This window comes from Pedobacter nyackensis (assembly GCF_900176505.1).
Taxonomy (GTDB): domain Bacteria; phylum Bacteroidota; class Bacteroidia; order Sphingobacteriales; family Sphingobacteriaceae; genus Pedobacter; species Pedobacter nyackensis.
On record NZ_FWYB01000002.1, the window covers coordinates 583,547 to 610,084 of the forward strand.

General features: G+C 38.0%; 25 protein-coding genes. 8 read left to right on the top strand and 17 right to left on the bottom strand.

The window, feature by feature from the left end:
- Positions 1-41: 41 nt before the first annotated feature.
- The 7 genes from B9A18_RS06700 to fumC all read right to left on the bottom strand — a co-directional run bounded on the left by B9A18_RS06700 (position 42) and on the right by fumC (position 6,998).
- On the bottom strand, positions 42-2,216 hold the full coding sequence (locus B9A18_RS06700; RefSeq protein ID WP_084288774.1) for a carboxy terminal-processing peptidase: 2,175 nt from the start codon (positions 2,214-2,216) through the stop codon (positions 42-44).
- Positions 2,217-2,373: 157 nt separating this feature from the next.
- Positions 2,374-3,054 carry a tetratricopeptide repeat protein gene (locus B9A18_RS06705; RefSeq protein ID WP_084288436.1) on the bottom strand — a complete coding sequence of 227 codons (681 nt, stop codon included), beginning with the start codon at positions 3,052-3,054 and terminating at the stop codon, positions 2,374-2,376.
- Between the two features lie 60 nt (positions 3,055-3,114).
- Positions 3,115-3,684 carry a DUF1543 domain-containing protein gene (locus B9A18_RS06710; RefSeq protein WP_084288437.1) on the bottom strand — a complete coding sequence of 190 codons (570 nt, stop codon included), beginning with the start codon at positions 3,682-3,684 and terminating at the stop codon, positions 3,115-3,117.
- A gap of 9 nt (positions 3,685-3,693) precedes the next feature.
- Entirely contained in the window at positions 3,694-4,131 is a 438-nt protein-coding gene (locus B9A18_RS06715; protein ID WP_084288439.1) for a low molecular weight protein-tyrosine-phosphatase, read from the bottom strand.
- A gap of 19 nt (positions 4,132-4,150) precedes the next feature.
- Positions 4,151-4,963, bottom strand: a complete 813-nt coding sequence (locus tag B9A18_RS06720; protein ID WP_235005252.1) for a S1/P1 nuclease — start codon at positions 4,961-4,963, stop codon at positions 4,151-4,153.
- Between the two features lie 118 nt (positions 4,964-5,081).
- Positions 5,082-5,582 carry a fumarate hydratase gene (locus B9A18_RS06725; protein ID WP_084288441.1) on the bottom strand — a complete coding sequence of 167 codons (501 nt, stop codon included), beginning with the start codon at positions 5,580-5,582 and terminating at the stop codon, positions 5,082-5,084.
- 18 nt (positions 5,583-5,600) lie between these two features.
- On the bottom strand, positions 5,601-6,998 hold the full coding sequence (gene fumC, locus B9A18_RS06730; RefSeq protein WP_084288443.1) for a class II fumarate hydratase: 1,398 nt from the start codon (positions 6,996-6,998) through the stop codon (positions 5,601-5,603).
- 162 nt (positions 6,999-7,160) lie between these two features.
- Here fumC and B9A18_RS06735 point away from each other — a divergent pair, with 162 nt between their 5' ends.
- The gene (locus B9A18_RS06735; RefSeq protein ID WP_084288445.1) at positions 7,161-8,405 is read left to right on the top strand and encodes a serine hydrolase domain-containing protein; all 1,245 of its coding nucleotides are present in this window, start codon (positions 7,161-7,163) and stop codon (positions 8,403-8,405) included.
- Here B9A18_RS06735 and recG read toward each other — a convergent pair whose 3' ends face one another.
- The 6 genes from recG to meaB form a co-directional block, all read right to left on the bottom strand.
- Positions 8,406-10,511: an ATP-dependent DNA helicase RecG gene (gene recG / locus B9A18_RS06740; protein ID WP_084288446.1), complete on the bottom strand. Its 2,106-nt coding sequence runs from the start codon at positions 10,509-10,511 to the stop codon at positions 8,406-8,408. It lies immediately after the preceding gene.
- A 90-nt stretch (positions 10,512-10,601) separates the two neighbouring features.
- Positions 10,602-11,513, bottom strand: coding sequence for an EamA family transporter (locus B9A18_RS06745; RefSeq protein WP_084288448.1), 912 nt, complete (start codon positions 11,511-11,513; stop codon positions 10,602-10,604).
- 3 nt (positions 11,514-11,516) lie between these two features.
- Positions 11,517-11,897, bottom strand: coding sequence for a RidA family protein (locus B9A18_RS06750; RefSeq protein WP_084288449.1), 381 nt, complete (start codon positions 11,895-11,897; stop codon positions 11,517-11,519).
- Between the two features lie 130 nt (positions 11,898-12,027).
- The gene (locus B9A18_RS25605) at positions 12,028-12,162 is read right to left on the bottom strand and encodes a DUF6728 family protein (RefSeq protein ID WP_317048221.1); all 135 of its coding nucleotides are present in this window, start codon (positions 12,160-12,162) and stop codon (positions 12,028-12,030) included.
- A gap of 77 nt (positions 12,163-12,239) precedes the next feature.
- Positions 12,240-13,565, bottom strand: a complete 1,326-nt coding sequence (locus B9A18_RS06755) for an OmpA family protein (protein ID WP_084288776.1) — start codon at positions 13,563-13,565, stop codon at positions 12,240-12,242.
- 345 nt (positions 13,566-13,910) lie between these two features.
- Positions 13,911-14,801: a methylmalonyl Co-A mutase-associated GTPase MeaB gene (meaB, locus tag B9A18_RS06760; RefSeq protein WP_084288451.1), complete on the bottom strand. Its 891-nt coding sequence runs from the start codon at positions 14,799-14,801 to the stop codon at positions 13,911-13,913.
- Between the two features lie 42 nt (positions 14,802-14,843).
- Here meaB and B9A18_RS06765 point away from each other — a divergent pair, with 42 nt between their 5' ends.
- The 5 genes from B9A18_RS06765 (at position 14,844) to B9A18_RS06785 (ending at position 20,258) form a co-directional block, all read left to right on the top strand.
- Positions 14,844-15,500, top strand: a complete 657-nt coding sequence (locus B9A18_RS06765) for a glycosyltransferase family 32 protein (RefSeq protein ID WP_084288453.1) — start codon at positions 14,844-14,846, stop codon at positions 15,498-15,500.
- Between the two features lie 63 nt (positions 15,501-15,563).
- Positions 15,564-16,442, top strand: a complete 879-nt coding sequence (locus tag B9A18_RS06770) for a glycosyltransferase family protein (RefSeq protein WP_084288454.1) — start codon at positions 15,564-15,566, stop codon at positions 16,440-16,442.
- Positions 16,443-16,444: 2 nt separating this feature from the next.
- Entirely contained in the window at positions 16,445-17,434 is a 990-nt protein-coding gene (locus B9A18_RS06775; protein ID WP_235005253.1) for a glycosyltransferase family 2 protein, read from the top strand.
- Positions 17,435-17,485: 51 nt separating this feature from the next.
- Positions 17,486-19,318, top strand: coding sequence for an ABC transporter ATP-binding protein (locus tag B9A18_RS06780; RefSeq protein WP_084288456.1), 1,833 nt, complete (start codon positions 17,486-17,488; stop codon positions 19,316-19,318).
- Between the two features lie 4 nt (positions 19,319-19,322).
- The gene (locus tag B9A18_RS06785; protein WP_084288458.1) at positions 19,323-20,258 is read left to right on the top strand and encodes a glycosyltransferase family 2 protein; all 936 of its coding nucleotides are present in this window, start codon (positions 19,323-19,325) and stop codon (positions 20,256-20,258) included.
- On the opposite strand, the gene B9A18_RS06790 is transcribed toward B9A18_RS06785, so the two are convergent.
- Positions 20,255-21,199 carry a glycosyltransferase family 2 protein gene (locus B9A18_RS06790; protein ID WP_084288460.1) on the bottom strand — a complete coding sequence of 315 codons (945 nt, stop codon included), beginning with the start codon at positions 21,197-21,199 and terminating at the stop codon, positions 20,255-20,257. The genes B9A18_RS06785 and B9A18_RS06790 overlap by 4 nt on opposite strands.
- 7 nt (positions 21,200-21,206) lie before the next feature.
- Complete coding sequence (locus B9A18_RS06795) at positions 21,207-21,992, bottom strand: glycosyltransferase family 2 protein (RefSeq protein WP_084288462.1); 786 nt, start codon at positions 21,990-21,992, stop codon at positions 21,207-21,209.
- Positions 21,993-22,145: 153 nt separating this feature from the next.
- Here B9A18_RS06795 and B9A18_RS06800 point away from each other — a divergent pair, with 153 nt between their 5' ends.
- The gene (locus tag B9A18_RS06800; RefSeq protein WP_200816319.1) at positions 22,146-23,270 is read left to right on the top strand and encodes a glycosyltransferase family 4 protein; all 1,125 of its coding nucleotides are present in this window, start codon (positions 22,146-22,148) and stop codon (positions 23,268-23,270) included.
- Positions 23,267-24,238 (top strand): GDP-mannose 4,6-dehydratase, encoded by a 972-nt coding sequence (locus B9A18_RS06805; protein ID WP_084288464.1) that lies wholly within the window; start codon positions 23,267-23,269, stop codon positions 24,236-24,238. Before B9A18_RS06800 ends, B9A18_RS06805 begins: the two co-directional genes overlap by 4 nt.
- Before the next feature lie 30 nt (positions 24,239-24,268).
- On the opposite strand, the gene B9A18_RS06810 is transcribed toward B9A18_RS06805, so the two are convergent.
- Positions 24,269-25,090: a class I SAM-dependent methyltransferase gene (locus B9A18_RS06810; protein WP_084288466.1), complete on the bottom strand. Its 822-nt coding sequence runs from the start codon at positions 25,088-25,090 to the stop codon at positions 24,269-24,271.
- Positions 25,091-25,191: 101 nt separating this feature from the next.
- Complete coding sequence (locus B9A18_RS06815; protein WP_084288468.1) at positions 25,192-26,343, bottom strand: glycosyltransferase; 1,152 nt, start codon at positions 26,341-26,343, stop codon at positions 25,192-25,194.
- Positions 26,344-26,538 lie beyond the last annotated feature (195 nt).

A 26,538-nucleotide genomic window follows, 5' to 3' on the forward strand; every position in this document is an offset into this window, starting at 1 on the left:
TAATTATGATGCGGGCCCTTTTTTAATTTAAAACCTTCGTCTTAATTAAACGCAGGCGAAGCTTTAACAACGGCTTTCCCCTTAGGATTTGCCAATTGCATGAAATCAGCCATAATTCTTAAGCTTTCATTCTGAATAAAATCAAAGCCTTCTTCTTTCTTGATCTTGTCTCCTTTTTTCACAGGAGCCAATCCCCTTGATTTTCTTAATATGTTTATCTTAACCAGAGTCTTAGCTTCAATACTGTCTCTCTCTGCTTTCAATTTAACTTCATTTAAAGGTAACGACACTTCTCCTTCACGCTTTTTAGCTTCGGCGATATCTTCTTCCATAATTTTATAATCAAGCGACTTGTCCATTCTTTGCTTGTGTAAGCTGATCAATCCTGGCTTAAGCGGATTCAAATCAGCAATAGAAGCAAAATTAGACTTTCTCACCTCATCCCAAGGCAGAGCAGAAGGTTCAGTATCTTCTCCAATTTTATCCATTGGATATAAAGATGGGAACTCTATATCAGGCATTACACCCTTATGCTGGGTACTGCTACCCGTAACACGGTAAAACTTAGCCATTGTAAGATTGATCTGGCCCAACTTAACCCCATCGTTTTTCCCTGCAATGCCGCCTTTATTAACCAAAGCCGATAGCCTTTGCAATATAGATGGATTAACCAATCTGTTCATGTCAATTGAAGATTGAACTGTTCCTTTACCATAGGTTTGGGTACCCATGATAATTCCCCTTCCATAATCCTGAATAGCACCTGCAAAAATTTCCGACGCAGAAGCGCTTAATCGATCCACCATCACTCCAAATGGTCCAGCCCATGCTACACCTGAGTTGGTGTCGTCACTAACCTCTACATCACCCTTAAGATCCTTTACCTGCACCACAGGTCCTTTATCAATAAACAAACCTGTAAGATCGATTGCTTCCACTAAAGAACCACCACCATTTGCACGAAGGTCCATTACAATAGCGTCCACTTTATCGCGGTTCTTTAAAGTATCAATCAATAACCTTACATCACGTGTTGTACTTTTATAATTAGGATCACCGGCGTTCGCAGCTTTAAAATCAGCATAAAAAGCAGGTACAGAAATGATCCCTATTTTGTAAGGCTTTCCATTTGACAAGATCGTTTCTACTTTCTTTTTGGCCGATTGGTCTTCCATTACAATCTTCTCCCTTACCAGTTCAATGATTACTGGCTTGGCCGACATTTCCTTGCCAGAAGGAATGATCTTTAACCTAACCTTTGTGCCTTTTGGACCTTTAATTTTAGATACTGAATTTTCAATTCTCCAGCCAATGATGTCTTCAAACTCTCCATCACCCTGTGCTACAGCAATAATCTTATCTCCAGCACTTAGTAATTTGCTTTTAAAAGCCGGACCACCTGGGATTACTTCAGCAATTTTCAGCACTTCATTATCCAGTTGTAATCTGGCACCGATACCTTCAAAAGATCGGGCCATATCTTCGTTAAACTGCTGCGCATTACTAGGATTAAAATAGTTTGTATGCGGATCTATAGTCTCAGTAAATGCATCCATTACCGTTTGAAAAACGTCCTGGTTGTTTAATTTTGTGGCCTGCGACTTAAGTGCCTCATAACGTTTTTTCAGCGTCTCAGCATTCTTAGCCTCAGATGTTCCTGCAATCTTTAAATTTACAAGCTCATATTTAACCCTTTTCCTCCAAAGATCATCCAATTCTGTTTTTGATTTTGCCCATGGCATCTTTTCACGATCAAAAACATAAGTTTCATTCGTGTTGAAGCTCTGTTTTGCTTTAATTTGAGTAAAAGCATAGTTGATGAATTCGTTGTATCTCTTCAAATAAACGTTAAATATATAAAATGGAGCATTTAGATTCCCATTACGGAAATCATCATCCAGCGAATGTCTGAATTGCTCAAACTCCTTAATATCCGAAGCCTGGAAATAATATTTGTATGGATCCAGATCCTTGATATATTTATCTAAAACCAATGAAGAGATCGAATCATTAACTTTTATCTTCTTATAGTTGTAATTTTCAATCAGTGCAACGATCTCCTTGCATACCAGAGCCTGTTTTTCATCGGGCACAATATTGCTTACGCCCTGAACCATTTGTTGAGGCTGTGGTGCCGCATGGCACGCAAGAACAGCCGCAGTGAAGGTTACCAGTAATATCTTTTTTAACATCTCTTTAACTATTTTAAAATCCATTTTTATACACAGCACTAATATGATACCAATTTCATAAATAAAAAGAAAAGAGACAGTATAACACTGTCTCTTTTCTGTAAACATACTAAAAGTTTGAAATTACAATTACATCAGTAATACAAAAAACTACTTTTAATCTCATTTATTGCCTGACCTGTTATTTCTTTGCAATCACCTTGGCGGGGATCTGAGCCTTGGCTTCTCTAATCTGAGTTTTAAATCTGGCAGGATTTGAAGTTTTAGCTAGAAGTTCAGCCCTGTTTATATCCTTTAACGCCAGTGTATATTCTTTTTTCTTTGTTTTTACCTGTGCGAGTCCCAAAATCGACTCTATATAAGCATTGTTATCCCCAATTTGCTTTGCCAATATTCCTTGCTGGGTATAAAACCATAAGGATTGGGTTAATTTATTCGCTGCCAGATATATTTTTCCAAGCTGACGGTAAGATTCCATCTGCCCTGTTTTACTGCCAATTTTAGAATAATTCTTTAAGGCCACATTAAGTGTAACCTGCTCAGCTTCACTATAGTGAGCCAATAAATAATGAGCATTAGCAAGTCTCAATAAGGCTGATCCATACTGAGTATATTTTTTAGCGCTATTGTATTCAAATGCTGCTTTACCAAACAAGGTAACAGCATCGTTCAAATCACCTCTACGCTCGTTTTTCTCCGCATCAGCAAAATATCCGTCACCAGTATTTTCCTCCAGGTTAGACACAACAATATTCACAGCTCCATTTACCGACTGCGGTTGTTGTGACAAATAAGGACTTGCCTGAGACATCGCCTTACCGGAAACAAAAAGAAAAACCAATACTAAACAAATTTTGTTCATCGGGTAAATATATAACAATTTTAGAGTAAACAGCTGGATACTAAACAAAAAGGAGAATAATCAGACCTTACTCATGGGTAGGTAACCAAGATGGAAAGCGTCTTCTGGAGCATGCGATCCCTTTTCTATCTGAATGCAAAACCTACTTTTCGCCGATGCCGGAAGCACATCTGCGACATTAAAAACGTCATCAACATCTACTCCATACTTATCGTCAATATGTGAAACCGCTCCTTCGAAGCAGGTATGCTTATAGAAGGCTGTTTCTTTAGCCCGACTGCTAGCCTCCGCTAATGAATCTGCAACAATAAGCATTTTATAATGAAGTTCGTCAAATTCATCTGTCTTATATCCGCCAAGGTTAATGAAGAATAGCTTCTTCAAACTGGCATCAGAAGCTTCTACGGCAGGGAGAATTTTCAAGCTAAATCCATCCACCATGGTGACTTCCCTCCAGGCATCGATATGTATTTTTTCTTTTGCTTCGGGCCAAAAATCAGCAATATCTATTTTCAAATCTGCTATCGATTGACCTATTGCAAAAAATACATCATGCTGTTCAGTATGCCTTCCTTCAGGCTTGCAACCAAGCAAAAGCATAAACAACTTAAATTGAGCGCTTTGTTCCATTACAAAATTCTATTTAAACTCTTCAATAAGTTGCTTACAACGCTCTTCTATTTCCAAAAATACAGGTTCAAACAGGCGATCATCAAAATAAGGATCAGTTACCTCCAACTCATCAGGCAGAAACAATTTTACTTTATTTCGCTGTTCGTCATTTGAAGCCATCTTCAGCACATCTCTTAAATTATTCTGGTCCATAACCAGGATATGATCAAAATCTTCAAACATATCCTGATTAAAAAGCCTTGCCCTTTGCTCAGAAATATCATACCCAAAGTTTCGGGCAACAGCAATACTTCTTCTATCAGCAGGCTGATTCACATGCCAATCACCTGTCCCGGCAGAGGATATTTCCCAGTTTAGATTCTGGTCATCTACTAAATGTCTCATAATCCCCTCGGCAAGTGGCGAGCGGCATATATTACCCAGGCAAACCATCAATATTTTCATCAGTATATATGTTTATTATTTAACTATAAATCTCGTTAAGTACATTAGCCAAACAAATGCCACCTTTTAGCAACTGTTCATTCAGCAAACCTATAAATTCAAAATTATATTTATAACTTAATTTCTCTTCAGGCTTAATATTCGCATAAATGCGATTGCAAGCCATGTAAGATCCATAAACGAAGTCCTTTAATGAACTACCTTTCCAGGTATTTAGCTGTACAGGCGTTGGATAATTGATCGCATTTGCATATTCGGTATAACTCAACTGCTGGTATTCAATAAGCGACTCGTCCCATACCCTGTGCAGGTTAGATTTCTCTCCAAACCAGGTTACAAAAACCTTATTTCCACCCAGATCTTCTTTCCTTGCAGTATGCATCGGCTGATTCAAATCCCCAACAAGATGGATGATCAAACGCATAGCCAGTCTTTTTTCATCCGCAGTACTATGTTTGTTCTTTAAAACAGCAACCATCTCCGGAATCTTATTGTATACGTTTGCTCCTTTCTCAGTGCCCAGAATATCAAACACACCATTTTTATCCAAACCTGCAGGCAGGTTCACAAAATGCCAGTTATACAAGTAGTCATAAGCAGGATCTGATTTTATAAAATCGCCCCAGTTGCTGGCCATGGCAAGACTCTCATTACCCAAAACACCTTTCACGCCCTTTCTTGCTTTGCCAGTAAGGTGGGTTTCTGCAATTTGTCCGACAATCCTATGTCCAAGCATTCCCCAGGCGCCCGCGTTTAGCGGAAGATATAAAACAATTGCTAAAGCCAATATGGCCTTACAGCCCCTCGTCATTAAATTCTTTCTTGCTTTCATCTGTTTCTTTTTATGTTTTTTCAGGTGTATTGTATGTCCTTAGGCGGTTTTACTTGTCAGATGGAACCTTTGATGATTACAAAAACGGCGGTAGCATTTTAAGTGCTACCGCCGTTTTTTACAATGCTTTAGGCTCACAGATAATCCGTTCTTTTAAAACCAGATTACATGCTCTTTGATTGCCTATACTTTCCAAGTGGAGGTTGTTTGGTTCAGAGGATTTGATGTAAAATGCCTTTACATACCGTCCAATCTGATAACAACCTGATACTTTTTGTTTATAATTTGCTTTAGTATAAGTACCCGCTAAAAATAAGCTGTCTCCTCTTACTTCGTACACACCCTTGGCATACTCTTTCCATACACCTCCGTTAAAACAGGAATCGGAATAATAGTTTACTTTGGAATGTGTGGTCAGGTCAACGTAAAACGAATCGCAGGTAAACTTAAACTTATGCTGTGTATAGCTTAACAGTTTATCAGCATTTGCGATACTATCCTGGTTCCATACCCCCTGTAAAAAAACTTCACCTTTTCCCTGCACATCCGGCAATCGCCTGCATGCAGCAGACACGCACACTATAAGAAGCAGAAAAAACACCATTCTCAACATACCCATACAAATATATTTCGGTGCCTATTTTAAACTACCAACCATATCTTCCGGACGAACCCACTCATCAAATTGTTCGCCGGTAAGTAAGTCCAATTCGATAGCTGCACCACGTAATGTTTTATTCTCTTTATGTGCTTTTTTAGCAATCTTAGCTGCATTCTCGTAACCAACATGAGGATTTAATGCTGTAACCAACATTAAAGAGTTTTCTAAGTGCTTCTTAATTTCCGGAAGGTTAGGTAAAATACCTTCAGCACATTTATCATTAAATGAAACGCATGCATCACCAATCAGACGACCTGATTGCAATACATTTGCAGCAATAACAGGTTTAAAAACATTCAGTTCGAAATGGCCGTTACTTCCGCCAATTCCAACAGTAACATCGTTACCCATCACCTGCGCGCATACCATTGTTAATGCCTCCGGCTGTGTAGGATTAACTTTACCAGGCATAATAGAAGATCCCGGCTCATTGTCAGGAATGATAATCTCACCAATTCCACAACGTGGACCAGAGCTCAACATCCTTACATCATTAGCAATTTTCATTAATGCAACTGCAGTCCGTTTATATGCAGCAGAAAGCTCTACCATTGCATCATGAGCCGCCAAAGCTTCAAATTTATTCGGAGCAGTTACAAAAGGCAAGCCTGTTAATTCAGCAATCTTTTTAGCAACCAACACATCATATCCTTTTGGCGTATTCAAGCCGGTTCCTACTGCAGTACCACCTAATGCCAGTTCGCTGATCATTACCAGTGCATTTTTAATTGCTCTAACGCTGTTATCAATCTGCTGTACATATCCTGAGAACTCCTGTCCCAATGTTAAAGGAGTCGCGTCCATAAAGTGAGTACGACCTGTCTTTACGATGTCACTAAATTCAACTACTTTGTTTGCTAAAGTGTTACGTAATTTCTCCAGACCCGGAATGGTAATTTCTACCGCTTGTTTATAAGCAGCAATGTGCATTGCCGTAGGATAAGTATCATTAGATGACTGCGACTTGTTTACATCATCATTAGGATGCAATACTTTTTTATCATCAGCAAGATCACCACCATTTAAAACATGTCCACGATAAGCAATAACCTCATTAGCATTCATGTTACTTTGCGTACCAGAACCCGTCTGCCAGATTACCAAAGGGAACTGATCATCCAGACTACCAGCAATCACTTCATCACAAGCTTTTGCAATTAGATCTGCTTTATCCTGAGTTAAAACACCCAGCTCAGTATTGGCTAATGCAGCTGCTTTTTTCAAATATCCAAAAGCATGAATGATCTCTTTAGGCATAGAAGCCTCCGGACCAATTTTAAAATTATTTCTTGAACGTTCAGTTTGAGCACCCCAATATTTATCAGCAGGCACCTGCACTTCACCCATCGTATCGTGTTCGGTTCTAAAATTCATAGTGTTCTAATTTTTGTTGCGGCAAATTTAAGGTTTTTGTGCCTCAATGAGTTGGTTTTATGTAATTAATCAACTACAAAGTATGCAATGTTTAAAACTCTTTTACGTTTAAAGGGTTAAAAATCCTTATTTTTCGACTTTTTAACCTGTATTGCATTGTTCATGAAGTTTCGTCTACTAACCATAGCCCTATCACTCACCGTTTTATCGCTCTCATTACTATCATCTTGTTCAAGTCCTGAAGAGAAAGCTAAAAAGGCCGCAGCAAATAAAAAAATAAGAGTCAAAGATGACGATAAAGCTGACAGTTTATTATTAGTTTATAATCCTGCAAAGGGAGATAAATGGATTGCTGACTTTGCTCACAACCTACATAAAAAATACGGCTTCAATGGGAATATGCTTGTGGCGAAAGATGGAAAAATCCTGTATGAAAAAGCAATAGGTTGGGCAGATTACCTGCACCGCGACAGTCTGAAAATAAGCTCACAATTTGAACTGGCATCCATTACCAAAACTTTCACTGGAGTAGCCATCATGCAACTGGTGGAAGCGGGGAAATTAAAACTAACAGATGATGTAAAAAAATTCTATCCCAACTTTCCTTACGATGGAATAACCGTAGACTTACTCTTATCTCACCGTAGTGGGATGATGAATTATGTATACTTCATAGACGACATTTGGCGCAAGGAAAAACGCAACATGAAAAAAGGGGTGTCTAACCAGGAAGTAATGCAGGTTATTGCTGAAAAAAAACCCAACCCTTATACCAAACCCAACCGGCTTTTCCATTACAACAACTCCAACTTCATGGTTTTAGCCGCAATTGTAGAAAAGGTAACGGGACAGCGCTTCTCGCAATACATGATGGAACATGTGTTTAAGCCAGCAGGAATGAAAAATACACATGTTTATTCTAAAGCGGAATATGAGAAAATCCCTGTAGACGTAGTAGGTCATGACCGCAACAGCTGGCGATATTCTGTAGTGCAAAACTTTTTAGATGGTCCTGTCGGCGATAAAGGTATTTATAGCACTTTGCATGACTTAGTCTTATTTGATAAATATCTAAAGAACGGCAGATTATTAACGCAAAAAAGCTTGGATTCAGCTTACAAAGGCCGCAACAAAGCGATTAAAGGTCATTTCAATTATGGATACGGCTGGCGTATGTTTGATGGAGAAAAAGACCGGAAAGTGGTGTACCATACAGGTTGGTGGCATGGGTTTAGACACATCTATGTACGTGATTTCCAAAAGGATATTGTCATTATATTTTTAGGTAATTTAACCAATGGCAGTCTGATGCAGCTTGATGAATTATATAAACACCTTGGCGTGCCTGTTATTCGTAAGGGAGCCTATTCTGGTGCAGGATCTTTACCTGGAAGTGATGAGGATTAATTAGGAGATCTTATCGAATGCGATACCTACACGTCGCTTCGAAAGATATGTCTTCAGCAAACTATTTTCCGGCAGCTCCAGATGTGGATCTGCCGTAAGCAAATCAATAACCGTATTTCTGGCCTCCTGCAAAATCAACTGGTCTTTTGCCAGGTCAGCCAATTTTAACTCCAGCACACCGCTTTGCTGTGTCCCTGTAATATCACCCGGCCCGCGAAGCTGCAAATCTATCTCTGAAATCTCAAAACCATTATTGGTTTTTACCATGGTATCAAGACGCAGTCTTCCATCAGCGCTTAGTTTATTTCCCGACATCAGTATACAGAAAGACTGCTCGGCACCACGACCTACTCGCCCCCGCAGCTGATGCAGCTGAGAAAGTCCAAAGCGCTCGGCATTTTCAATAATCATCACCGATGCATTCGGAACATTCACACCAACCTCAATTACGGTAGTAGCCACCATAATCTGGCTCTTTCCATCTATAAATTGCTGCATCTCATATTGCTTATCGGCATTACTCATTTTACCATGAACAATACTGATCTGATAATCGGGTCTTGGGAACTGGTAACTCATCTGCTCCACACCCGCTTCAAGGTGTAAAAGATCAACCTTCTCGCTTTCTTTAATTAACGGATAAACGATATACACCTGCCGGCCTTTAGCAATTTCCTGCTTCATAAAACCAAACATCCTCAGACGTTGCCCTTCAAACAAATGCTTCGTTTCTATAGGTTTCCTTCCCACTGGTAATTCATCGATCACAGACACATCTAAATCGCCATACAGCGTCATTGCCAGTGTTCGTGGTATAGGCGTGGCCGTCATAACTAATATATGTGGGGGGATGATATTTTTGCGCCACAGTTTAGCCCGTTGCTCAACACCAAAGCGATGCTGTTCATCAATTACTACCAAACCAAGGTTTTTAAACACCACCTTATCTTCAATCAAGGCATGGGTACCCACCAGAATATCAATTTCACCAGATTCCAATGCCGCATGCAACTGCGTACGTTGCTTTTTGGTGGTGCTCCCGGTAAGAATTGCAACCTTAACAAGACGATCCTTCAGAAGCGAAGCAATAGACTCATAATGCTGACGGGCCAATATCTCCGTAGGCGCCATCATGCAGGCCTGGTAGCCATTATCATTAGCCAGAAGCATACTCATCAGCGCCACCACGGTTTTACCACTTCCTACATCTCCCTGCACCAATCTATTCATCTGGATACCACGTTGCGTATCTATTCTGATCTCTTTGATTACACGCTTCTGCGCACCGGTAAGCTCAAAAGGGAGTATCTCATTGTAAAACGTATTTACACGCTCCCCTACAACCGGAAACAAATGCCCCTTAAACTTGAGTTCCCTGAGTTGTTTATTGTGCAGCATTTGCAATTGAATGAAGAAAAGCTCTTCAAACTTCAGGCGATTCTCAGCCTTCTTTAGCATAGCAACATCTTTAGGGAAATGAATATTTAGAATAGATTCCTTCTTCGAAATCATGTGATACTTATCGAGGATATACAGGGGGATCGTTTCCTTAACCTCGTAGAGGTGCTGTTCGAGTAATAGCGTCTGCAGCTTTTGAATACCCTTACTATCCAGAAAAAACTTCTTTAACTTTTCGGTCGAATTATAAACCGGCTGCAATCTCAGGTTTCCTGTAATAGTAGCAGGCCGTGGATAAGTCTCCAGATCCGGATGGGAAATACTAAAACTCCCGTTAAAAACAGTAGGTTTACCAAACACGATATAAACCTTCCCCTTCATTACATGCTCATCCACCCATTTTAAACTCTGAAACCATACCAGTTCGATAGATCCGGTTTCATCAGTTAATCTTGCTACAATTCGCTTTTTATGCTTTTCGCCAATCTGTTCCTTGCCCGTAATCCTACCTAATATCTGCACATAAGGGAGCTCCGGACTAAGTTCAGCTATTTTATAGAACCGGGTACGGTCTATATACCTGAAAGGAAAATAGTTCAGCAACTGGTCGTAAGTAAAGATACCCAGTTCCTTCTGCAAAAGTTCTGCGCGTTTGGGTCCTACGCCCTTCAGAAATTCGATAGTCGTGTCTAATGTTGAAGCAAACAAAGCTTTAATGGTTTTTCAATGGAATATAATCTTTTTTCAATGGTATTGAAGCTATCATGAGCAATATTTTTCAAGCTCCCGAGCGTTTGCTCATGATGGTTTACCCTTAAATGTAAAGATATCTTTTATTATACTCCAATTAAATACGATCACTGAGACCAGGAGCAGTAAGTAAGCAAACAGCTTATGTGCATCAACATGCTCTCCAAAATAAAAGATGGCCACAGCAAATGCAATGATCGGATTAATGTAAATGATGATCCCTAAAGTAGATGAAGGAATACCTATTAAGGCATACAAACTCATAAACAAGGGAATAATTGTAAAGAAAACTGCAATAACGGTGATATTTCCCCAAAACCAGAGCCCTTGAGGAATACCTTCATGCTTCAATAAATAAAAAGGCAGCATCAATATAACGGCCAGGCCAATTTGAACGGCAAGCACATTCAGCTTATCCAGGTTCTGCATTTTACGCTGAATGATGAGGTAAAATGCATATAAAGAAGCGATAACGACAGACCATAACACTTCGACAAATGATCCTGTAGCCAATAGTAAAATACTGAGCAATGCGATTCCAAGCGAAATCAATTTCAAACCTGATAATGATTCCTTTAAAATCAGGTACCCGCCAAAAGCGGTAATCAGCGGACAAACCATATAAGCGAAGGCTGCTGACTGCAGGCTAACATTGTTTACCGCATAAATATAAGTATACCAGTTAGAGGTAAGCAACAGCGTTGAGCCAACAAGCTGCAGTAGAATATTACGCTTCTCTTTGGTGGTTACTGACGAAAGATAAGCCAGGTCACTTTTCAAGTGCTTTCTTCTGAATATAAGAATGGCCACCCAGATAAAAACAAGAGAAGTAAAAATACGGTAATACAGGATCTCTTCCGAAGGAAAAGCCTTCAGGTTCCTTAAAGGAATTGAGAAAAACCCCCAGATAGCAAATGATAAGATGCCTGCGAAAAAATACCGTAAATTTGACTTAGGCAAAGCTTAACCTTTATATGCCGTCATTGAAATCTCCACATTTACACCCTTTGGCAAACCTTTTACAGCAACCGTTTCACGGGCAGGAAAATCACGAACGAAATAAGAACCATAAACTTCATTTACCTCTGCAAATAAACTCATGTCTGACAAGAAAATAGTAGTTTTCACTACATCTTCAAATTTATAAGACGCTTCAATTAGCACAGCCTTAATGTTCCTCATTACCTGGTGTGTTTCTTCTTTTATAGAAGATTCAGTTAACTCATTATTTTCAGGATTAATTGCTATCTGGCCTGACAAAAATAAAAAGCCATTAGCAATTATTGCCTGGCTATATGGTCCGATTGGAGCTGGAGCGTCGATGGTGTTTATTACCTTTTTCATAGTATATAAATTGTTTTTTTACGGTTATGAAGCTTGCAAAGCTTATTCACTGTGTTTTGTAATAAGTAAGCTTATGCAGGTTTCATTGGGTTATAGTTTTGTTTTTATTTGTAATGAAGCTATCATATGCTTAAAAAAACCAATCTATAAGTTTCCACAATATACCCGCTGCAAACACAGTAATTGCAATCGCATTAATAATGTGCATGATTTTGATATTGGTATTTGTGGGTCTGTTTGGACCCTTTTTTCTGAATAAGTACATACGTACACAAAGGTATAAATAAAAAAAAGAGGGCTTCAAAATTGAAGCCCTCTTTTTCGTATTTAATTTAGAAATAATTAGTTTCTAGCTGATTCAACACGACGGTTTTGGATACGACCTTCTTCAGTATCGTTAGAAGCAATTGGGTTAGCTTCACCATGACCTTTAGTTACAACTTGACTAGCGTTAACACCAGAGTTAACTAAGTAAGTTTTAACAGAGTTAGCTCTGTCTTTAGATAATTTCAAATTGTATGCAGCAGTACCTTCGCTTGAAGCGTAACCGTTTACAGTTACTTTACCACCGTTTTCACGCAATACTGAAGATAATTTATCTAAAGTAGGGTAAGACTCAGTTTTTAAAACTGAAGAGTTGAATTCAAATTGGATAGTTTCGAAACCAGTTAAGTTACCAGCATTTAAAGCAGTAGGCTCTGGTGCTTTAGGTAGAGGACATCCTGAACCATCAACAGCAGTACCAGCTGGAGTACCTGGGCATTTATCAAACTGATCAGATACACCGTCACCATCGCTATCTTTTTTCAAAGCTTCAACAGAAGCCTCAACAGCAGATACACGAGTTTTCAAAGCTTCAACTTCGTTACGTAATGAAGGATCTTTCAATTCATCATACATTAAAGCTAATGGGTTAACCCAATCCAAGTTCGGTTTAGATTTAGAACCTAAAGAGAATTCTAAACCAGCATATCCGTAAGAGAATTTATCTTTAGTAGTTGCTTTTGCATATACTCCATCAAAGTTATCACCGTCAATAAAGTGCATAGTGTAACCTAAGTTGAATGCTACGCGATCAGAAACTTTAAATTTAACACCTGCTCCAACTGGGATGTAAGCTTCTTTGATGAAATCTTTATCGCCATCTTCACCGAATTGTCCTTTTCTGTCATTTCCGTCAACGATTGGGTTATAAGCAAGCAAACCGTAACCAGCAGTTACGAAGAAGTTTACTGAATTTTCGCGACGTAAGAAGTCAACTGTTGCTACATTAACAACACCTCTTAAATCAACGCCATATTGCATTTCAGTTTCAAAACCTCTAATACCACCACCAAGTGCATCAGGACCAGCTTCGTTAGTACCAGAAACTTTTCCACGGAAAATGTTACCTTCTAAACCAAATGCATGACCTAGTTGTTTTCTCAATGAGATACCGTAACCTAAGTTAACGTCCATTTTGTTGAAATCATTAGTACCACCGATAGCAACGAATGGAGATAAAACACCCGCGTTAACACCGATTGACCATGTTCTGTACTGTGATCTTCCACCAAATACCTTGGCTGAAGAAGAAGTCGTTGCATCTTGTGCACTAGCAAGAGTCGTCGCTCCCATTAATGCTACGAAAGAGACTGCAAGACTCTTTTTTAAAGTAGAATAATTCATAATTTTCTTTTTTAAGGTTAAACAAATTTTAATTGTATAATTTTTTTGTGTAGCAAAATTAAACAAATTTTTAAATTCTCAAAACACTTATACAAACTCCGTTCCAAACTTCTAAATCCTTCATAAATAACTGTACCAAAAGCGCCAAAATACACCTGCAGGCCTTTAAAACACTAAAAAAAACTACATATGTCCTTAAAAGAAATGAAGCTTTAGAAAATCGGTGTTCAAAATACACTTCAGCAGTGTTTCAATTACCTGATAAAACAGTAAAAACAGCCTTAATTGCCAATTTGAGCCACAATACAGATGAGTCCTATTTTTAAGACAGGTCAATGATCACGATCAGGCCCAATTATCAGTAAAACGATAGATATTAAAGTCCTTCTGCTTCATAGCCTCCTCAATATCAGCATGTAGCTTCCTTCTGTCTACATTGGCCATACGGTAGTGCTGTATAATTTTAAAAGCTTTTTCTGCAAGCAGAAACGATTTGCGTTTATTATCAACAAAAGCGGGCTCAAGCAGCCAGTCACACAACTCACTTATACCTTCCTGCTTATCCGCTACAGTTTTAAAAACAGGAATATGCTGATGTTGTTGATGAACTAGTTTTTTAAGGTTATTAGCAAAAGTATCAGCACCTTCTCTATCGGCTTTGTTCACCACAAAACCCTGAGCTACCTCCATCAGTCCCGATTTTATATTTTGAATCTCATCACCTGATTCAGGTACAAGCACCACCACTGTTTTATCTGCCAGTCCGGCAATCTCAATTTCAGACTGACCAACACCTACGGTCTCTACAATAATCAGATCGAAACCGGCCGAGCGCATGACATCCACCATCTCAATGGTTTTGGCAGAGATCCCTCCCAAAGCACCCCGAGTTGCTGCCGACCTGATGTAAACATTAGGATTATTAAATTGCTGAGACATCCTGATCCGGTCGCCCAGCAAAGAACCAAAATTAAATGGCGAAGTTGGGTCAACAGCAAGAATTGCCACCCGCTTATTGTCCTGAACAAACTTGGAAGTAATAGCGTTTACCAGGGTACTTTTACCTGCCCCCGGAGGGCCTGTAATCCCAATCACGGGCACTTCACCATTTACTTTCAATAGACGGAGCAAATCTGCTGAGTAGGCGGTACTATTTTCAACAAAAGTTAATGCTCTTGCCAAAGCGAGAAAGCTTCCCTGTTCAATTCCTTTTAAAAGTGGGTCGTTGGCATCCATTAATAAAGTATCTTTGCTACAAAGAAATAGAATTTATTAGGAATGTCAATACCGAAGATCATCTACCAAACATTTAAATCAGATAAGCTGCCATTTATTACACGCTGGCACATTTCAAGATTCAGAAACAAAAACCGGGATTACAGCTATGAATTCTATGATGATAAAAGGATTGAATCATTTTTGAAAGAAGCTTATAGCGAGGAGACATTGAAGCTATATCAGCGACTTAACATTGGTGCAGCAAAGGCTGATTTCTTTAGGTATGCCATATTGTTAAAAAAGGGTGGGATTTATTTGGATATTGACAGCTCGATAAAAGGGAGTTTAAATGATTTCATCCTACCGGATGATGTTGCCATTATTTCTGATGAGCGCAATCCTGGTTTATCCGTACAGTGGGCATTGGTATTTGAAGCCAATCACCCCTTTCTGCAAAAAACTATGGAATTGATGTCCGACAACATCAGGAATAACAAATACCCGCACGACGTACATAAAATGACTGGGCCAACGGTTTATTCAGAGGCGATAAAGCAATGCTTAAAGGAAAACCCTAACATCCCGTACCGTAAACTTGGAATAGATTATAATGGTCATTTTAAGTTTAAGTATCCACTAAGTAAGCTGCTATATCAGAAAGGCACACATTGGAAAAAACAGCAATTAACACAGCCTGTACTTAAGGTAAACCAATAGTGCAAAGCAAATTCTGCTTTAATAAAACTTACATTTGCAAAAAATACCTTTTTAATACCATCAATGAAAGTTACAGGCTTTACCTTTATAAGAAATGCAATCGCAAACGACTACCCGGTAGCGGAAGCCATTCGTTCTGTTTTACCGCTATGCGATGAATTTGTTGTTGCCTTAGGGATTTCAACCGATGAAACAGCCGAACTTATAAAATCAATTTCACCCGATAAGATAAAAATAATCAATACGGTTTGGGATGATTCTCTTCAAAAAGGAGGGCAGGTATTTGCAGAGGAAACCAACAAAGCTCTAAAAGCGATTTCACCGGACACTGATTGGATGATTTATATACAGGGTGATGAGTGCATACATGAAAAGTACCATGATGTGATCAAACAGGAGATGAAAGATAACCTGAATGATGAGCAAATAGAAGGGCTGCTTTTAAAATATGTGCACTTCTATGGCTCTTATGACTATTATGCGGAGTCAAGACGTTGGTACAGAAGAGAAATCCGGGTGCTGAAAAACTTACCTGGAATACATTCTTACAGAGATGCACAAGGTTTCAGAATCAATGAAAGGAAGTTAAAGGTAAAACTAATTGACGCCTATATCTACCATTATGGCTGGGTAAAAACACCTAAGGCCCTGCAAGGAAAGGTCAGAAACTTTAATCAGTTCTATCAAACCCAAGACTGGGTTGAGCAGAACTTTCCGGTTCAGGAAGCTTTTGATATGCGGAATGCAGATCGTCTGGTTAGATTTGAAGGCACACATCCCAAAGTGATTCAAAACAGGATAGCAGCAACAAACTGGACATTTAATGAGGATCTGACGAAAAAAACTCTCAAAATGAACTTTAAAAGAAGAGTATTACAAAAAATAGAAGATCTAACAGGAATCAGACTATTTGAATACCGTAATTATAAGATCGTTAAATAATCATGATGAAGAAAAGCCTTTCTGTCATTATCCCAAACTACAATGGCAAACACTTACTGGAAGCCTATTTACCATCAGTACTTCAAGCAGTCAAAAAAGCAGAGGTTCCCTTCGAAATCATTGTCATCGACGATGGTTCAAAAGACCAAAGCATAGATTTTATAGAACAAAATTATCCTGAGATTAACCTGCTGGTAAATGATAAGAATCGCGGTTTTTCTTATACCTGTAACCAAGGCATAAAAGCAGCTCAATATGAACTCACGTTTCTCTTAAATTCGGATGTAAGACTTACTGAAGACTACTTCGAGAAACAATGGAAATATTTCCAACACGAGGACACCTTTGGAGTAATGGGTCGGATTATGAGTGCCGACGGGAGTAAAATAGAAGATGCAGCCCGGATTTTATTTCGCAAGGGTTGCCGGCTTAAAGCAAATCGTTTTTATTATTCCACTGACCCGAACGAACAAAATGCCTATACGGCCTACCTTTCCGGAGCAAATGCTCTAGTAGACACCAAAAAACTCAAAGAACTAAATGGCTTTGATGAAATCTACTCTCCCTTCTCTTCCGAAGACTCGGATCTATGCTTAAGAGCATGGCTTGTTGGATGGAAATGCTATTATGAGCACCAATCAATCTGTTTTCATCAGGTTAGCGGAAGTACAAAAACTCAGATTAAATCAGATTTTATTAAAAAGATCTATTACCGGAACAGGTTTATATTTCACAAAATCCACCTAAATGGATTCAGAGGATGGATATGGCCTGCTTATTTATTCCTTTTGGAGGTATTACCGAAGCTGATTCTCGGAAAATCATGGATGATGGCAAGCTATAAGGAATATCTGCAGCACATCCCTCAAGTAAAAGCTTCAAGAGCAACCATTGTATCACTCCAAAAAAAACACAATTCTGAGCTTGAAGTGCAGGATATTATCGATAAGATTAACGACTCTATTTCCAACAAGAATGTAGTATTCCTGTAACAACTTACCTTTTATTATAGAAAGCGTAACTTTGCAGCCTAATTTTTATAAATGAAAACCTATTTCAGATTATTATCATTTGCAAAACCAATAGAAAAATTTGCAATACCATATATTATCACCACCTTACTTGCTGTACTTTTTGGGCTATTAAACCTTACCTTATTATCACCTCTTTTCGGCGTAATGATGTCAGACGGGGAAACCAAAGCTGCACCGGCACCAACTGAAGCTGCAGTTTCTAATTTTAACATCACTGCAAAATTCCAGGAGTTTGTTGATCATTCCCTGGCTACCTATGGGCCGGAAAAAACATTAAGTTATATCTGTATTATCATCATCATCTCCGTATTGCTTTCTAACATCTTCAAGTACTTTTCTCAAAGGACTATGGAAGATTTAAGAGTACACACCTTATTGAATCTCCGCAAGACAGTATTTAACAATGTGATGAACTTACATGTAGGTTATTTTAATAATGAGCGCAAAGGAGATATCATTTCAAAAGTTGCTTCTGATGTGCAGGTCGTACAGTTTACAGTCACCAACACCTTACAAGTGGTATTTAAGGAGCCCGTTACACTCATTTTTTATGTAATTGCCCTATTAACGATATCAGTAAAGCTGACCTTATTCTCCTTAATGGTGATCCCCGTGTCTGCCTTTATTATTAGTAAGATTGTAAAAAGATTAAAACAGCAAGCCAAAGAATCGCATGAGTCTTTTGCGAAGATGATCGGGTTTTTAGATGAAGCCCTAGGTGGTATAAAAATCATCAAAGCATTTAATGCTACACAAAGAATAAAAGACAAGTTCCATGATGAAAATGTTTTTTATTCCAATCTGAATAGAAAAATGGTAAGGAGGCAACAATTGGGCTCACCCGTATCCGAGTTTTTAGGAGTTTTGATGGTCACCTTTATCGTATGGTATGGTGGATCATTAATCATGAGCAAGCAACCGGGCGCACTTTCAGTTGGGCAGTTTATTGCATACATCGCGATATTTTCACAAGTAATGCGCCCTGCAAAGGCTTTAACTGATGCCTTCAGCGGAATCCACTCAGGTATAGCTGCCGGAGAACGTGTATTGGAACTCATTGATACCAAACCAGAGATGGTAAATAAACCGGGTGCCGAAACAATAAATGAATTTAACCAGGCTTTAACATTTGAAAATGTTTCCTTTAGTTACGGTGCAAAAGAGGTATTAAGGAATATTAATTTAACTGTTCAAAAAGGCAAAACTGTAGCGCTGGTGGGCCCTTCTGGAGGCGGAAAAAGTACATTAATGGATCTTATCCCTCGCTTTCATGACCCAAAATCCGGCACCATTAAAATTGACGGCCGAGATTATAAGGATTTAACTGTTGAGAGTATACGTGCCCAAATGGGTACAGTAAATCAAGAGTCATTATTATTTAATGACACGATCTTCAATAACATTTCTTTTGCGAAACCGGAAGCCACAGAAGAAGAAATTATTGCGGCAGCAAAAATTGCCAATGCTCATGAGTTTATATTAAATACAGAACACGGCTATCAAACATTTGTAGGTGATAGAGGAAATCGTCTGTCTGGTGGCCAGAAACAACGGATCTGCATTGCCCGTGCTGTATTGGCTAATCCGCCGATTATGCTTTTAGATGAAGCAACCTCTGCACTCGATACGGAATCGGAAAAACTAGTCCAGGAGGCATTAAATAACCTCATGAAGAATAGAACATCCATTGTCATCGCACACCGCCTGAGTACCATACAACATGCAGATCAAATTGCAGTTATTGACAAGGGCCAGGTTGTTGAGAAGGGAAATCATTCTGAACTCATGGCTCATAATGGGCTTTACAAGCGATTAATCGATATGCAGACTTTTACAGATTAGATTTATGCAAACTCCTCTTATATCTATTGCGCTATGTACCTATAATGGCGAAAACTACCTCATCGAACAACTAGATAGTTTAGTAAATCAGGATTATCCAAATCTTGAAATTATTGTTACAGACGACCGTTCTTCCGACCAGACAGTCTCGATAATTCAGGATTACATCACAAAGTTTCCATTTGTAAAACTATACCAGAATGCAGAAAACCTGGGTTATATTAAGAATTTTGAAAAGGCAATTCAACTTTGCTCAGGAGATTTCATTGCGCTTTCTGATCAGGATGATATTTGGGCCCTGGACAAAATCAGCAAAATGGTTGACCATATTGGTGACAACCTCCTAATCTACCACGATTCTGAATTTATTAATGATGATGGGGAGACCATGAATAAGAGGATGTCCGACATTATCCATATGTATGCTGGCAATGACTTCAGGCCATTCCTGTTTTTCAATTCTGTATCAGGACATGCCTGTCTGTTTAAAAAAGAACTGGTAGAACAAGGCAGCTTACCCTTTCCAAAGGGCGTCTTTCACGATAGGTGGTTAGCCTATACTGCTACAAATATGGGAAGCATTGCTTACCTGAACCTTCCATTGGTTAAATACAGGCAGCATGACAATTCCGATACAAATATTCTAAAATTGGAAAGGAAGAACATTTCAACTGCAGTTACCGGTAATAGAAAAATTCAAAACACAATTGTAGAATTAGAGACCCTTCTGAAATTCAAACACAATAAAGACCCCGATTTTGTAGCACAGCTACTTCAGCTGTATCGACAGCGATTAACCTCGTATATATGCTTCAGTCTGGTTATTCTGATGTATAAAAATTTCAGTGCGCTATTATATACCTCCAATAAAAGTACTTTAAGTAAGTTGAACTTTGTTTTTAAACATTTATGGGGAGGAAAGCTAAAAAAAACCGATTAAGATTTTCGTGAATCATTTAATGCCTTCAGATAAGATTTTATAAAAATTTTAACTCCAGTCTTTTTAGCGAGCGGCAAATGATTATTCACTTTAAACAAGCCAACCGAACGAATCAACAAGCTTAACACCCCTAGCATGCTCCTTGTATTCAACTTATTTAATACCTCAACTTGTTCTGCTTTCAAAGCAGAAGATTCTTGGATCGCATCCTGGATTTTCAATCTCAATTCCAGTTCATAACTATACATCTTAGACCTATCCTGACTCATGCTGTTCTTGTGGACCCTTACTAAGGCAAAAGCCCGTTCATCATCTAAATATTGAATCTTTAAATTTGCGAAAGCACACCTTAACCAAAAATCCCAGTCTTCCAGACTCCTGAGATTTTCATTGAATAAACCCGCCTTTTCAAATACAGTGCTTTTAACTAGAGCCGAATTGACCGGCATTATATTTCTTTTTACAAGGACTTCAATGGCTTCATAGTGCAGGCCATTCAATTTTGGCATCCACTCTTCTTCTGTCAATAATAAAGTTTTAAACAACTCTGAAGGTTTTTTATCTGCAAAATAACAGCCATCAGTATAAGAAATATATAAATCCGGGTGATTATTAAGGTGTTCAACCTGCAGTTCTAATTTATGTTCTGAAACCAAGTCATCTGCATCCAGAAACTGAACATATTCCCCTTTTGAATGATGAATTCCAAAATTTCTTGCGGAAGAAAGCCCCTTATTCTCCTGATAAAAATAGAGGATACGGGAGTCCATCTTCAAATAATGTTGCATGAGTTCCCTTGTATTATCCTTTGACCCATCATCAACAACTATAACTTCAATATGCTGATACGACTGATTAATCAGACAATCCAAAGTATAAGGAAGGTACTGTTCATAATTGTAGGAAGGGATAATTACAGAGACCAACGCTTTCTGAGTCATTTGAGCCTTATTTTTGCTTTAATTTTCTAAAAAAACGCTTTACTTTAACAAAAAACATGACTTTATTCAACTCCCTTTTCATGAGATCATATGCCTCATAATCTTTTATAAAAAAAGAAAAGTGCTGCTCAAGAACAGAATTACGTTCTTCTTGTATAAGAGCTTGATTAAGAGGGTCGGAACTGATTCCCTCCTCGCAAAAATCACATATAAACAAATGAATATGCTTATAACTTGCATTGTATTTACAGGTAGCTAATAAGAAAAACTCCCAATCAGATACAATGACATGTGCTTCATTATAGAGACCTACCTCATCAAATAGCACCCTTTTTATAAACGTACAGGGATGAGGTAGTCCCGCAGTACGAAAAGTATCAAAAGAAAGTTGAGTTGCAGAAGGCCATTCTTTACGCTGTCCATCCTTAACAAACACAATATCCCCATAAACAAGATCCTTATCCAGACCTAATTGAATCACCTGGTCCATTATGCCTTTCTGAGTTAGAATATCTCCACTGTTAATGAAAAGCAAATAATCCCCTGTAGCAGCCCTTATACCCTTGTTCATTGCATTATAAATACCCTTGTCAGGCTCCGACACCCAATAATTAATTCCATTGCTATAGCGCTTTATAACTTCAGCGCTACCGTCATCAGAGCCACCATCGATAACCAAATACTCTATATTTTTATAGGTCTGGCAAACCACCGAATTTATAGTTTCTTCTAAGCCTTTAGCATTGTTATAGTTAATCGTTATAATAGAAATTTTCAGATCATTCGATCCCATATATCGTCTTAAAAGTTAGTTATAATAGGCATTACTTCTTATATTTACAATTTTCAACGGGTAGATACATAACATAACTAAGCCTAATTTATTAATGCTAATTGTGTTTAAAATTATCTTCCAGCAGTGTACAATATATTCCAAGCAAAAGTAATGATAAAAATACTCCTTGACCCAAAAATATTTAACGAACAAAAATTTGGAGGCATTTCGAGGTACTATACAGAAATGTGGAGTCAATTAAATGAAATCAAAGGAATACAAATAGATTGCCCTTTATTTTATACTGAAAACATCCATTATCAAGAAAGTCCATTGTTCGCTAATAGCTTTCAAGCTAAAAACAGCATTTTCATTAAATTCAGTAAAATTTTTCGTTCCTACCGTCCAAAAAAATTAAAAAGGAAAAATACAGAAAAGACGATCGAACTATTGAAGAAACAACAATTTGATCTGTTTATCCCAACTTATTATGACCCATATTTTATAGATCACTTAAAAGATAAACCCTTTGTCCTGACGGTGTACGATATGATACATGAGCTATTCCCGCAATACTTTAGGGATGACATCGTAACTGTACCTAATAAAAAGCTACTATTAGAGATGGCAACTAAAATAATCGCCATCTCTAATAGTACAAAAAACGACATATTGGTGCTATACCCGCATGTTGATGCTTCAAAAATTGAAGTTGTTCATCTTGCTCACGCCATAAAACCTGAGTTAGAAATCAAGCTGGATCTTCCTCAGGAGTATGTTCTATTTATTGGCAACAGGGGGCTTTATAAGAACTTCACATTTTTTTTAAAGGCACTTGCCCCTGTATTGAAACAAAACGCTCAGATACATTTACTATGTGCAGGCGGCAATCCATTCACCGAGGAGGAAAACCAACTTATCAGTGAACTGAACTTAGAACAGCAGGTAATTCAGCAGAATTTTCAGGACGTAGAACTTGCCATTTATTACAAAAAGGCCTTATTTTTTGTATTCCCATCGGAATATGAAGGTTTTGGTATACCGGTGTTAGAATCAATGGCTTGTGGTTGTCCTGTCATCCTGGCTAACCACAGTTCTTTCCCTGAGGTTGCCGGTGAGGCAGCGGTCTATTTTGAATTAAATAACACCGCAGATTTAACAGATAAAATAACCCTTCTTTTGGAAGATCCAAAACTTAGAGAAAGTTATCGATTAAAAGGCCTTGAGCAGGCAAAGAAATTTAACTGGAAAAAGACCGCAATGGACTGTCTTAATATCTATAAAAAAGTACTATGAAACAAAAAATAGCGCTAATAACAGGAATAACGGGACAGGACGGTGCTTATCTCGCACAATTATTGCTCAATAAAAATTACCGTGTCATTGGTCTGGTTAGGGGCTACAACAGCTCTAACTTAGCTGGGCTCTCATACCTTGGAATAAAAGAACAGGTTGAACTTCTAACCTGCGACTTACTTGATATATCACAGGTATTTAAAATTATTGAACAGGTTGAGCCAAAAGAAATATATAATCTTGCTGCACAAAGCTCAGTCTCTCTATCTTTCCAGCAACCTATAGGCACCTTTCAATTCAATACGCTTAGTATCTTCAATATTTTGGAAGTCATCAAAATGCTGAATAAAAATATACGCTTCTATCAAGCCAGCAGCAGTGAAATGTATGGCAAGGTAAATCATTTACCCATTACGGAAGATAGCATATTACACCCACTTAGCCCTTACGCCATTTCAAAGGTAGCAGCGCACTTTACCTGTATTCACTACCGAGAAAGCTATAACTTACACATCAGTTGTGGCATTCTTTTCAATCATGAATCTTACCTGAGACAAAATACCTTTTTTGTAAAAAAAGTAATCCAGGATAGCATAAAAATAACCAAAGGGCACCTCAATGCACTAAAGGTAGGAAATATAGATGTCAGAAGGGACTTTGGTTATGCGCCAAAATATGTTGAGGCAATGTACTTGATGCTGCAACAGGAAAACCCTTCAGATTACCTGATTTGTTCAGGGCAAACAATAAGTTTACGGGAAATTATTTACTATATTTTTGACAAGTTAAACATTCCTCACCACTTATGTCAAATCGATAATCAATTATACAGACCCGCGGAGATAGAAGACATGTTTGGCAACAATGCTAAAGCGAAAGCAGAACTCAATTGGGACTACGACCTTAGTATTTTTCAAACTTTGGACTTGCTGTTAAACGAAGAGCTTGAAAACAGTCAATCATTATAATACGCCTCACCTTAACCTACCATCAAAGCATTAATGTAGCTTTGCTTTTATATACTCAAAATCGTCCTGCAATAAACTTTTCCGTGTCTGAGCACTATGCTTAAGATCAAAACGATTAAGCTTTCTCCTCATCATTCTGATCAGAAATGGCTCTTTTTCTCTTTCCTTTTCAACAAACGGATTGAAAGGTAGCTTCTCCTTTGTAAATAAATGCATACTAATTCCATCGGATAGTAAATGAAGACCGAGCTGCTTCGCAATGTACTCCAGAGCTTTCTTAGTATATAAGGCAATATGCTGGCCCGTTTCTGGTACAACATACCACCAATCAGATATATTCTCCAACCCTATTGGCTGCAACTCCGTAGTGAACAAAATATTATTACCAAACTGCAAAATTGCCCCGATTTCTTCAAGTGGATTTGCCAAATGTTCAAACACTTCAAATGCGGTGACTACTTCAAAATCTGACTGCTGTTTACAGTTCGCCAGATCAAAAAACTCAGAAAAAAGATTCTGACAGTAAATATCATGATGATAAAAATCGTATCCCATATCTCGCATCATACGAGTAAACATCCCATATCCACCAGCATAATCCAAAAACCTCTTACTCCCATCAAAACAATCGGACAAAAGCTTAACGGTTTTATTTCTTAGCAACTCATTTCTTGATACCAAACCAATATCGAGCTTAGTAATTGCAGTTGAATATGCCTCTTCCAACCAAAATGGATCTTCTGTTTGAATAAATCCCGTTTCCAAACATCTATAATATTTTACATCGTACTTATTTAATACTTTAGTGTTAAACACGACTTCCGTTTGCCCTCCGGTAATTTTACTTTTCATCAGAATTTTAATTTATAATTCCTTTTTTAACTAGCATCCCTTTAAAGAAATACACAGAAATAGGCGCAAGTATACGATTTAGTATTTATATTATTTTAAGGTTATAGAAGTTCCGCATCCAATATCTCCAATAGTGCTTGCTTTACATTGGAGACAGAATAATTCTCCAGGGCATAGTCCTTAACCGCATTACTAGCTTCTAGATAAGATTGATTATCCATGCTCAATGCTCTATCAATCGTCTCATTTAAACCGGAAACAGATAAATCCCCTAGTTCAAAAATAAACTCCTCGGACGGAAAGCCACAGTACTTGCTTACGATGGGAACTAAGCCCGCTACCATAGGTTCTATAGTCCCCCCAGGAAGCCCATCTATATAGCTAGGAGCAATGCAATAACTACAGTTCTCTACTACTAGCCTCATCTCTTCCGAGTCCATCCGAAGATTTTGATACAAAAAAACATTAGAACTATTCCATAACAAATCATGATAATAACGACTAAGGTCCTGGTCAATATCAAATACAACAATATAAAAATTTAAATCCTTACGTTGTTTAGCTACCTCCAGCAAAATATGTAACCCTTTTGTAATCAAACGTGAACCGCTTAAGTATAAAAAATTGTTATTACTTCCCTCTTTTGGCCTAAATTCCTTAAACACGCCCAATATGTTATTATTTAGTGAGTGTAGTCTCCCTTTAACTCTTTTCTTATGATCTTCGAATACAAAACCTTGAGCCAAAATAACAGAGGCATCTGGACCAAATGTTGAATAATAGCAATTATCAGCAATGATGTTAGCTTCTGTTGGTAACCATAATCCGGATATGTCGTAAAAGTCATTCACACTTTGTAGACTCATTGCATTCTGTAAATCCGGATGTGCTCCAGTTATAAAATGAATCCTCGGAATATCTTTTCTCTTACTGTAAAAAGAACGCTCAAAGTTGGCTCCAAAGCCAAAAATTGCTGAATAACTCTCATATTCTATATCAAAATCACCTCGATAATCTATCACATCAACATTGTAACACCGCTCCGAAAAACTTTCTGCAACAATATGAGAAGTCAAGTAATTTTGATGTTTAAAGCTATTAGTCTCCCTAAAAGGAGCTTGTATATAGGATATCAATACCCGTTTATCATAATTAGTATTGTACAAGTTTATAATTGGGCGTTCAGCCACTTTTCCTTTCTCTATGGCAAAAATTCTATTAACTCTCTTAGCTATACTTCTTTTTAAATTCATTTTTCTCAATCCAGGATTCCACCTCAATCAGCTAACATCAAACACTGCTCCAAAATTTCTCAACTATCATTTTTGTTACTTAAAAAGATATTATTATCGCATTAAAAAAGCGCATTAAAGTTAACCTCAATGCGATTTCCATTTAATTATATCTTAGAAGTTTTACAACTTCCTTTTCACTTCAACTTGTTCGAA

Coding starts and splice junctions, on each gene's coding strand:
- B9A18_RS06700 (WP_084288774.1), bottom strand. CDS start 2,216: ATGGATTTTAAAATAGTTAAAGAGATGTTAAAAAAGATATTACTGGTA.
- B9A18_RS06705 (WP_084288436.1), bottom strand. CDS start 3,054: ATGAACAAAATTTGTTTAGTATTGGTTTTTCTTTTTGTTTCCGGTAAG.
- B9A18_RS06710 (WP_084288437.1), bottom strand. CDS start 3,684: ATGGAACAAAGCGCTCAATTTAAGTTGTTTATGCTTTTGCTTGGTTGC.
- B9A18_RS06715 (WP_084288439.1), bottom strand. CDS start 4,131: ATGAAAATATTGATGGTTTGCCTGGGTAATATATGCCGCTCGCCACTT.
- B9A18_RS06720 (WP_235005252.1), bottom strand. CDS start 4,963: ATGAAAGCAAGAAAGAATTTAATGACGAGGGGCTGTAAGGCCATATTG.
- B9A18_RS06725 (WP_084288441.1), bottom strand. CDS start 5,582: ATGGGTATGTTGAGAATGGTGTTTTTTCTGCTTCTTATAGTGTGCGTG.
- fumC (WP_084288443.1), bottom strand. CDS start 6,998: ATGAATTTTAGAACCGAACACGATACGATGGGTGAAGTGCAGGTGCCT.
- B9A18_RS06735 (WP_084288445.1), top strand. CDS start 7,161: ATGAAGTTTCGTCTACTAACCATAGCCCTATCACTCACCGTTTTATCG.
- B9A18_RS06750 (WP_084288449.1), bottom strand. CDS start 11,897: ATGAAAAAGGTAATAAACACCATCGACGCTCCAGCTCCAATCGGACCA.
- B9A18_RS25605 (WP_317048221.1), bottom strand. CDS start 12,162: ATGTACTTATTCAGAAAAAAGGGTCCAAACAGACCCACAAATACCAAT.
- B9A18_RS06755 (WP_084288776.1), bottom strand. CDS start 13,565: ATGAATTATTCTACTTTAAAAAAGAGTCTTGCAGTCTCTTTCGTAGCA.
- meaB (WP_084288451.1), bottom strand. CDS start 14,801: ATGGATGCCAACGACCCACTTTTAAAAGGAATTGAACAGGGAAGCTTT.
- B9A18_RS06765 (WP_084288453.1), top strand. CDS start 14,844: ATGTCAATACCGAAGATCATCTACCAAACATTTAAATCAGATAAGCTG.
- B9A18_RS06770 (WP_084288454.1), top strand. CDS start 15,564: ATGAAAGTTACAGGCTTTACCTTTATAAGAAATGCAATCGCAAACGAC.
- B9A18_RS06775 (WP_235005253.1), top strand. CDS start 16,445: ATGATGAAGAAAAGCCTTTCTGTCATTATCCCAAACTACAATGGCAAA.
- B9A18_RS06780 (WP_084288456.1), top strand. CDS start 17,486: ATGAAAACCTATTTCAGATTATTATCATTTGCAAAACCAATAGAAAAA.
- B9A18_RS06785 (WP_084288458.1), top strand. CDS start 19,323: ATGCAAACTCCTCTTATATCTATTGCGCTATGTACCTATAATGGCGAA.
- B9A18_RS06790 (WP_084288460.1), bottom strand. CDS start 21,199: ATGACTCAGAAAGCGTTGGTCTCTGTAATTATCCCTTCCTACAATTAT.
- B9A18_RS06795 (WP_084288462.1), bottom strand. CDS start 21,992: ATGGGATCGAATGATCTGAAAATTTCTATTATAACGATTAACTATAAC.
- B9A18_RS06800 (WP_200816319.1), top strand. CDS start 22,146: ATGATAAAAATACTCCTTGACCCAAAAATATTTAACGAACAAAAATTT.
- B9A18_RS06805 (WP_084288464.1), top strand. CDS start 23,267: ATGAAACAAAAAATAGCGCTAATAACAGGAATAACGGGACAGGACGGT.
- B9A18_RS06810 (WP_084288466.1), bottom strand. CDS start 25,090: ATGAAAAGTAAAATTACCGGAGGGCAAACGGAAGTCGTGTTTAACACT.
- B9A18_RS06815 (WP_084288468.1), bottom strand. CDS start 26,343: ATGAATTTAAAAAGAAGTATAGCTAAGAGAGTTAATAGAATTTTTGCC.